The following is a 4630-nucleotide window of genomic DNA, read 5'->3' on the forward strand; positions in this document are numbered from 1 at the left end:
CTGCCGTCCGACACGAAGAGGTTTTGGATGTCGTGTGTCTGGCCCCATTTGTTGACGACACCGTCCTGCGCCTTCTCGCTCATGCGGTTGGTGCCGAGATTGTGCGTCGAGGGGTAGGGCGGCGTGGGGAAGCTACGCGTCGCGCCGACGGCTGCATAAAGCGCTTCGCCCTGCTTGTAGGCATGGTTGCGCATCGCGACATCGTTCGCATGATCCGTGAACCAGACATCAGGGATCGGCATGCCGTGCTTGTCCTTCAAATCGCCATGCAGCTTCACGGCATTCTGCTCCTGCGGCATGTCCTCGCCGACGATCCAGAGGCCCGCCATATTGGCGTAGCTGTCCATGGCGGAGGCGAAGGATCGACCCCAGCCACCCGGATCAAGGAAGGCGGCCATGAAGGGCACGCCGAGCGCCAGCGTTTCCAGCTCATATCCCCCGACGAAGCCGCGCGCCGGGTCGTGTTTCGCCTCGTCCCTGATGATCCCGGCCATGGTCGTGCCGCGATAGAAATGGACCGGCTTCTCGAACACAGCGTAAACGGAACCGGTCGTGTGGCGCATGTAGTTCTTGCCGACCTGGCCGGAGGAATTGGCGAGACCATCGGGAAATTTATTCGAGGCCGAATTGAGCAGGAGGCGGGGGCTCTCGATGGAATTGCCGGCGACGCACACGATGCGGGCCTTCTGGCTTTGTAGCTTGCCGTCCTTGTCCGCATAGACGACAGCCGTCACCTTGCCGCTGTCGTCATGCTCGATCTTGACGACATGCGCGTTCGGCCGCACCTCCAGCTTGCCGGTGGCCTCACCCTTGGGGATTTCCGTATAGAGCGTCGACCATTTCGCGCCCCATTTGCATCCCTGGAAACAGAAACCCGTCTGCTGACAGCTCATGCGGTCATCGCGGTCGGCCGAGTTGATGGCCATGCGGCCGGTATGACATTCTGTGTAGCCGAGCTTGTCGGCGCCGGCTTTTAACACCTTGAAATTGTTATTGCCTGGCAGCCCTTCAATCCCGTTGGTGCGGGTCACGCCCATCTTGTCTTCAGCCTTGGCGTAGTATGGCTCGAGTTCCGCCAGGGTTAGCGGCCAATCCAGCAGGTTGGCGCCATCGACCTTGCCGTAGTGCGTCAACGTCTTGAACTCGTGTTCCTGGAAGCGCAGGGACGCACCGGCCCAGTGCGTCGTCGTACCGCCCACTGCCTTGACGATCCAAGCCGGAAGGTTGGGAAAGTCCTTCGAGACACGCCAGCCGCCGCCGGTCGTGCGGTGGTCGAGCCAGGCGAGCTGGGCGAAGCTGTCCCATTCGTCGTTGATGAAATCCTCGTGTTCGATACGCGCACCGGCCTCGAGCACGACGACGTCGATGCCTTTCTGCGCCAGCTCGTTGCCGAGCGTGCCGCCGCCGGCACCCGAGCCGATGATGACGACCACACTGTCGTCGTTGAGATCATAAGGAGCTGTCATGGTTTCCTCCTGAAACATGGACGATCGGCGCTATGCGCCTTGCAGCGGCGCCTCCTCCAGCGCCGGCCGTCAAATCGTCGTCAAAGCCATTCGATGTCGTCGAAACCGCGGGCGATATAGCCGCCTTTCGAATAGGATTCGCCCTCGTAGCCGAAGTGTGGCCAGAGCTCCTTCTGGTTATAGAAAGAGACGACAAGATCGCCGCGCACCGCCTGGAAAAATGGCGTTGTCTCGATCTCACGCAGGATCTTGACGCGATCCTCCTCCCATCCGAGGCCACGGTAGCCGCCTTCACCGGCCCGCTTGTCGAGATCGGCGATGCCAGTCTCGATCAAGTCCCTGTGTTGGGCGTCCGTGCCGGCCTTGGTGTCGTGCCCTTTCACGGCGATAGCGTAGAAACGGTCGGCGATGGAATCGTGCGGATAGATATCGCGAGCTAGCTTGATCAGGGTCGCCATAGTGTCGGGCTTAAGCGTCGCCGTCTCCATGCCCCACGCCCTGTCCGGGCTGATCACAGCATTTCCCGTAATGATGAGCGCGGCGCCGATCGTCCCGCGCTTCAAAAGCTCGCGCCGGGAAAGACCGGGACGTTGCTCGTAGATGGTGGTCATGTTGCAATCCTCCCATTGCGTTTGAAACCGGCGGCTCTCTTCAGGCCGCCCGTTCGTTCATTTGAACCGGCCGTGCCGTTGCAGGACCTCGATCTTGTAGCCATCGGGATCGGTCACGAAGAAGAAGCGGGCGAGAAGGCTGCCATCGCGGTTGAATTCCACGATCTTGCCGATGGTGAAGCCGAGTGCGGAAATGCGGGCATGTTCGCTATCGAGGTCGGAGACGGATACGGCGAAATGGCCGTAGCCGTCGCCAAGATCATAAGGAGATGTGCGCCCCTTGTTGATCGTCAGCTCAAGCTCGAATTCGCTTTCAGCGTTGCTCATGTAGACGAGTGTGAAGGTCTCGAAGTCGAGCCGATCGACCACGGCAAGCCCGAAGGCATCCTTGTAGAAGGCGACGGATTGGTCCTCGTCCAGAACGCGGATCATCGAGTGAATGGATTTCGCCATACTGTCTTTCCTGCTTGCAGTTCGAAGTGTTGCAGGAAGTTTGCGCCCGGATTCGCCGTTGCGGGTAGCAGCCTGTTACCGCACGCTGATTTTCATTTCTGGAGTTTCAGAAGAAGGATTTTTTGTGTTTTCCGGCGTGGAAGGATGATTTGACCAGGCGCAGGCCGCGCCGCATAATCACCCCATAAAAACAAGACTGGAGGATATGCCATGTGTGAGGTTTTTGCGGGCCAGGACCCGCAACGCTACCGCCCCGTCAACCGTTCGGTGCGGATTGGCGGGCATTCGACGAGCATTCAGCTTGAAGCGGCTTTCTGGGTGTTGATCGACGAAATCGCGGCCGGTCAAGGCATGTCGACGTCGCGCTTTCTCTCAACGCTCTACGACGAGGCACTCGAGATCAACGGCGCTGTATCGAATTTCGCCTCGCTTCTGCGCACGAGCTGTCTGATCCACCTGATGGGTGGCGCCGAAAAAAGCGACGTCGGCCGTAAGCTTCATATCGTTGCTGCTGAGTAGCAGGTGATTGCGGCCTTCTGCCAACGAATCTAGGGCTTGGCAGGTGGGGCAGACTGCTCATTCTCCTGAATGCCGCACCAATCCGCCGCAAAGAGGGCCAGCGTCTTCGTGACACGCCGCAGCGAGGACAGGTTGACGCGTTCGTCGATGCCGTGGATGTTTTCCGTGATGGGGCCGTAGACGAGTGAGGGGATGTTGCCGTGTACGGAAAACACGGCGGCGTCGAGATAGCAGGCCATCACGTAGGCATCGAGATCCGTGCCGGAATGCGTTGCGGCATGAGCGCTGCGCAGTGTCTTCTCGGCGTCCGTGCCTTCAGGCAGTTCATAGCCGGCATGCATGACACCGACCCAGCTGAGTGTGACCAGCCGTTCGCCGGCGAAGGCGGGATCTTCGGATTGAATAAGATCGATAAACGCTTCGACTTCACGCGCCCGGACCTTCGGGTCTTCTCCGGGATAGAACCCGATCCGCCCTTCCGCGACACAGTCGCTCGGGATCGAAGCGATCCAGTCGCCGCCTGAAATGGTGCCGATCGTCAATGCGACCGGATTGACGAGATCCTGGAACCAGCGTTTACCGGCCCGGTCGGCGATCCATTGGCGTTCGAGCACGCGCAAGTGACCGATCAGGCGGATCATCAGATCGATGGCGCTCTGGCCGGATTCCGGTTCACGCGGGTGCGCGGGACGCCCCCTGGTCTCCAGGCGGAACTTGATGACGCCGGCATTGGCGCGCACGAGCTGTTCGTCGGTTGGCTCGGGGCTGAGGACAGCATCAGCGGTAAAGCCGAGAGCAAAGGCGGTCGCCGCGCCGTTACCGGTAATCTCCTCTTCGACCACGGACTGCACCTGAACTTCGCCGCTGAGCGAAAGGCCCGCAGACGTGATGGCATCGAGAGCGAAAATCGAGGCCGCGAGGCCCGCCTTCATGTCGCCTGCGCCGCGCCCATAGAGCCAGTCGCCATCCCGGCGTGGCTCGAAGGGGGGTGATGCCCAACGGTCCTTGCTTCCCGCGGGCACGACGTCGACATGGGAATTGAAGGCGAGCGATCGGCCTCCATTGCCGGTGGAGGTTTTAAGACCCACGAGGTTCCAGCTGTTGTCGTAATTCACCGTTGTCGGCGAAAAGGCAGGGTGCTCGCCTATCTTGGAAGAATCGGTTCGGAAACGGCTGACTGTGAAGCCACGATCCGTCAGCGCTTTCGCGATGAAGTCCTGTGCTGCGGCTTCCTCTGTGCGAAGCGATTGGAAGCCTATCAGCGTCTCAAGGAATTCGACCTGTTCGTCAAAAAGCCGATCAACGGCGGCGATGATCCGGTCATGTGCAGATGTCATTGGCAGCCTTACAACGATGCGCGTTGCGACGGGGCAGCGTAGCGGCTGCCCCGCTCTTTTCAAGCAGGCTTAGCCGAGAATGGCTTTCACGGCGCCGGCTGTTGCCTTGACGACGATATCGGCCTCCTCGCGGGTGAGGCATAGCGGCGGGGCGAAGCCGAGGATATCACCCTGCGGCATGGCGCGGCCGATGACGCCGCGTTCGAGAAGGGCGGCCGAGATCTGCGGGCCGATCTTTTTGCCC

At 60.5% G+C, this 4630-nt stretch carries 6 protein-coding genes and 1 pseudogene; 2 read left to right on the forward strand and 5 right to left on the reverse strand.

The genetic code is table 11. From position 1 onward, the window contains the following. The 3 genes from ACOZK4_RS07620 to ACOZK4_RS07630 all read right to left on the reverse strand — a co-directional run. A partial coding sequence (locus tag ACOZK4_RS07620; protein ID WP_421591369.1) for a GMC family oxidoreductase occupies window positions 1-1466 on the reverse strand: 1466 nt, incomplete at its 3' end. An 80-nt stretch (window positions 1467-1546) separates the two neighbouring features. Next, window positions 1547-2077, reverse strand: a complete 531-nt coding sequence (locus ACOZK4_RS07625; protein ID WP_421591371.1) for a gluconate 2-dehydrogenase subunit 3 family protein — start codon at window positions 2075-2077, stop codon at window positions 1547-1549. Between the two features lie 57 nt (window positions 2078-2134). Beyond that, window positions 2135-2530: a VOC family protein gene (locus tag ACOZK4_RS07630; protein WP_421591373.1), complete on the reverse strand. Its 396-nt coding sequence runs from the start codon at window positions 2528-2530 to the stop codon at window positions 2135-2137. On the opposite strand from ACOZK4_RS07630, the gene ACOZK4_RS07635 reads away from it, so the two are divergent. Together ACOZK4_RS07635 and ACOZK4_RS07640 are read left to right on the forward strand one after the other, a co-directional pair. Next, window positions 2517-2678, forward strand: a complete 162-nt coding sequence (locus ACOZK4_RS07635) for a hypothetical protein (protein ID WP_421591375.1) — start codon at window positions 2517-2519, stop codon at window positions 2676-2678. The two genes, ACOZK4_RS07630 and ACOZK4_RS07635, sit on opposite strands and share 14 nt — an antisense overlap. Before the next feature lie 62 nt (window positions 2679-2740). Further along, complete coding sequence (locus ACOZK4_RS07640; RefSeq protein ID WP_421591376.1) at window positions 2741-3049, forward strand: ribbon-helix-helix domain-containing protein; 309 nt, start codon at window positions 2741-2743, stop codon at window positions 3047-3049. A 29-nt stretch (window positions 3050-3078) separates the two neighbouring features. Here ACOZK4_RS07640 and ACOZK4_RS07645 read toward each other — a convergent pair whose 3' ends face one another. Further along, window positions 3079-4386, reverse strand: a complete 1308-nt coding sequence (locus ACOZK4_RS07645; protein WP_421591378.1) for an ArgE/DapE family deacylase — start codon at window positions 4384-4386, stop codon at window positions 3079-3081. Window positions 4387-4455: 69 nt separating this feature from the next. Continuing rightward, window positions 4456-4630, reverse strand: a pseudogene (locus tag ACOZK4_RS07650) (aspartate aminotransferase family protein); the annotation flags it as partial.

Origin of the sequence: Shinella sp. M27, from assembly GCF_049199905.1 — a bacterium.
Classification (GTDB): Bacteria; Pseudomonadota; Alphaproteobacteria; order Rhizobiales; family Rhizobiaceae; genus Shinella.